Genomic DNA, 497 nt, shown 5'->3' with positions numbered 1-497 from the left:
CCGATAGGGTCGTAAGAGGATTTACGCTTGCCACCAGAGCCTTGAGTGCCGTTCTCTGCCTTAGGAGGATAGGCCTTGAAACCACTGATAATGTTTCCGGTGTCTTTGTCAACAATGGCTGCAACACGACCACCTACCACCAGGTCTTTAAGCTGCTCATCAGTTACAACCATAGCACCTTCGCCAATCTTGTGGTCATTTACAGTAACCACGTTGCCAACAATCTGAGTCACATCACCATAGATGCGTAAAACGTCCTGATTGGCATTCTGCTGAGGTTTCTGCTTCTGGCCTTGTGATTGTGCACCTTGTTGCTGTTTTTGCTGCTGAGTCGCTGCTGGAGCCTCTCCTGCGCCCAGCTTAACCATCTTAGCCAGTGAGCCTTTGTAATAGGTCTTACCGTTATGCTCGTTTGCCTTCAAAGGGATATTTACGGTCCATCCTGGCGTTACGGTTTGCCCCTTGTCATTAATCTTAGCAGGGACAGAGGCTTGATG

1 protein-coding gene is annotated in these 497 nt (G+C 49.1%); it reads right to left on the bottom strand.

What is annotated here, in order from left to right; all coding sequences use genetic code 11:
• The coding region (locus Y882_RS20405) for a hypothetical protein (protein WP_046973432.1) at window positions 1-497 on the bottom strand (497 nt) is incomplete at both ends.

It is taken from the genome of Dyella japonica DSM 16301 (assembly GCF_001010355.1).
In the GTDB taxonomy this organism is placed as follows: domain Bacteria; phylum Pseudomonadota; class Gammaproteobacteria; order Xanthomonadales; family Rhodanobacteraceae; genus Dyella; species Dyella japonica.
Note: the sequence above shows the minus strand (reverse complement) of the source record. Positions and strands in the feature narration are given on the sequence as shown.